Origin of the sequence: Microcoleus sp. T3_D1, from assembly GCF_036700405.1 — a bacterium.
Taxonomy (GTDB): domain Bacteria; phylum Cyanobacteriota; class Cyanobacteriia; order Cyanobacteriales; family Microcoleaceae; genus Microcoleus.
Genome location: NZ_JAUBOV010000175.1, coordinates 1 through 2789, shown reverse-complemented (window position 1 = coordinate 2789; position 2789 = coordinate 1). Strand labels below are relative to the sequence as shown.

The 2789-nt window shown below is 44.2% G+C and carries 3 protein-coding genes; 1 reads left to right on the top strand and 2 read right to left on the bottom strand.

All coding sequences use genetic code 11. The features are described from left to right. Window positions 1–70: 70 nt before the first annotated feature. Window positions 71–898, bottom strand: a complete 828-nt coding sequence (locus tag QT992_RS33155; RefSeq protein WP_333343050.1) for a DUF1232 domain-containing protein — start codon at window positions 896–898, stop codon at window positions 71–73. Window positions 899–1006: 108 nt separating this feature from the next. On the opposite strand from QT992_RS33155, the gene QT992_RS33150 reads away from it, so the two are divergent. Then, window positions 1007–1831 (top strand): SDR family oxidoreductase, encoded by an 825-nt coding sequence (locus QT992_RS33150; RefSeq protein ID WP_333343049.1) that lies wholly within the window; start codon window positions 1007–1009, stop codon window positions 1829–1831. A gap of 97 nt (window positions 1832–1928) precedes the next feature. Here the strand turns inward: QT992_RS33150 and QT992_RS33145 are convergent, their stop codons facing one another. Next, window positions 1929–2561, bottom strand: coding sequence for a Uma2 family endonuclease (locus QT992_RS33145; RefSeq protein ID WP_333322611.1), 633 nt, complete (start codon window positions 2559–2561; stop codon window positions 1929–1931). Window positions 2562–2789 lie beyond the last annotated feature (228 nt).

Genomic DNA, 2789 nt, shown 5'->3' with positions numbered 1-2789 from the left:
AACGTCTTAAGTTTAACTCCAATTAGGTAACTTAATATTTTGTTACATAGATTGGTTTTTTCCCGCCTACCTACTTAGCTTGTTCTTTAGTATCCGCATTAATGTATACTGAAACCGTAGCTATTGCCGCCAGCAATACTCCCAAATCGTCCGTAAATCCGATGCCGACTAATACATCGGGAATGGCATCGACAGGAGATATAAAATACGTCAAAGCTCCAACTACAACTCCTTTTGCCCAAGCAGGCACGTTTGGGTTCTGAGCCGTATAGTAGAGAATCAAAGCTTTTTCAACTACTTCTCTTCCTGCGGTTAAAGCAAAGTTTTTAAGTTTAGTCCAAAAACTTTCATCTGAATAGTTAACTTTGGGGTTGCTGAGGTTTGTTGTGGTTCCTTTTCGGTCGATCAAATCGAGAGGAATGCCCTTAGTTTTAAGCTGGGAAACAGCAGACTTGAAGGAGGCTGATGCCTGATTTTTATTAGGGCCGGCCTCCCGTATTTGTTTCATGTCTGCGATGAATTCCTGCATGGCTGGGATTTGCAAGTCGGAAACCGCCAGCAGTTTTTTTGCGGATTGGATCGCCTCGCTTTCTGCGGGATGCAGCGTCTTATTTGCGCCAGCAATGTTAATTAAAAAATACATGACTCCCAAACGCAGCGGTTCTTCTGACTTGCTGAGTGTTTGCAAACAGTCGCCCAGGGATGGGGGACTGGCTGTGTAGGATTGGATTTGAGCCTTTGCAGAGTCAGAAAATTTGTCTAAATTTATGGTTTTAAACAACAAATCTAGTTCGTCAATATCAACGGAACCATCGGCGGCTGCGATCGCAAACAAAGAACCATAAAAAGCTAAAAGTTCGCTTTCTGAGGAGGTGGCAAAAATATCTCTCTCGGACATGATGGTACTTCGATCGCGACGCTTTGCATTTTACCACAAAACTCAGCGCGCCATGATTTCAGAAACCGGCAATAATTTTAGGGAGGATGACACAATGGAGAATTTTTTATGAAAGTTGCGATCGTCGGCTGTGGCTATGTGGGTACTGCGACAGCCAAACATTTACGCGGCAAATCTGATTGTACCGTGACGGCGACAACTACCACGGCGACGCGAGTAGTGGAGTTGGAGGGTGTCGCGCAGCGGGTAGCCGTGCTCAAAGGAAATGACAAGGATGCAATGACGGCTGTACTGCAAGAACAAGATGCTGTTATGCTGTGCGTAGGTGCTCCAAATTCTCAGGCTTATCGGGAGAGTTATTTAGATACTGCGACAACTTTAGTATCGGTTTTACAGCAGATCCCGACAGTAAAGCAGGTTATTTATACGGGTACTTATTCTGTGTATGGCGATCGCCAAGGTGAATTGGTAAATGAAGAATCACCCGTCGCGCCTGCTAATCCAAATGGTGAAATTCTCGCCGAAACAGAACGGGTTTTATTAGCAGCATCGAGTCCAAATCTTCACGTCTGCATTCTCCGTTTGGGTGGAATTTACGGGCCTGGGCGAGAATTAGTTAAAATCTTTAGAGGTTGGGCTGGGAGCACTCGTCCCGGTAAGGGGGAAGATGCTACTAATTGGGTGCATCGAGATGATATTGTTGGGGGGTTAACCTTTGCTTTGGAAAATCGATTGCAGGGAATTTACAATTTAGTCGGGGATGTGTCGCTATCTAGTGGTGAATTGCTCGATCGCATTTTTGAAACTCATAATTTGCCTCAAGTTTCTTGGGATGGAAGTCCTAGCGTGCGGCCTTATAATGCGAGGGTGTCGAATCAAAAGATTAAGGCGGCTGGTTATCAGTTTGTTCATCCTGAAATTAGGGAGTTTTAGTTGGGCGATCGCTCTTTTGTTAAACCGCATATTTTTCACAGGCGGGACGCCCGTGCCACAAGGAACGCGGATGGACGAAAGGGCGATATTCACCGCTTTAGATTTTTTCCCTAACCCAAATTCTAAATGATTTCAGTAATGCAATTTCTCCCATTGTTTTAGTCTGCTCAAAAAACCTACTCATTTCTGTTGATGATAAAAAGGGAAAAGCAATACTGAAATTGCCTTCAACATAGTCCTCGGAAGCTAACTGATAAAATTTTAAAACTCGCCCGTTATATCTCCAGAGTTCGGGTACGCCAAGTGCCGAGTAAATTCCTGACTTATTAATTGAACTGCTGGTAATATCTATTTCAATTGCCAAGTCGGGCGGTGGGGCAGTTTCTAAGTCTAGTTCTTGCCTGCCTCTGACTGCTGGTTCACTTTGAATATAATAACAATTGTCAGGTTCTATACCCTTTTTAGCCTGTTCTTGCTTGAGAGTCATTGAGCCAGCACTTTTGATTTCAATGCCGAGTTCTTCTGCTAAAATGAAAATGAAGCGATCGGACTGAATCTTGGGATTTTCATGTTCGTATAAAGGACTCATAATTTCCAACATCCCGTTATCATAAGCTATGCGATAACCTCGCTTATCGCCTATTTCTTTGAGCAACGTTTCAAAGGTTGACCAGCTAATGTTTTCTAGCAGTGTTCTCTGTTCGGCTAAACTTGAAGTAGTAGCAATCATCTCAAAATCTCCTTGAGCTGAGAAAACTCTAGTTTTATTTTACCACAGGCCCAGATACTATCAAAAAGGGGGTTCTTTTTTTGAACCGCAGATGCAGGCGGATAGACGCTGATGAACGCGGATGGATGAAAGGGCGATCGCACTTCACTTAGGAGCATCTCAGTTTTGCATTTACAGTGCGAGCGTCCCCGCTCGCGTATTGTACAATACGCGAGCGGGGACGCTCGC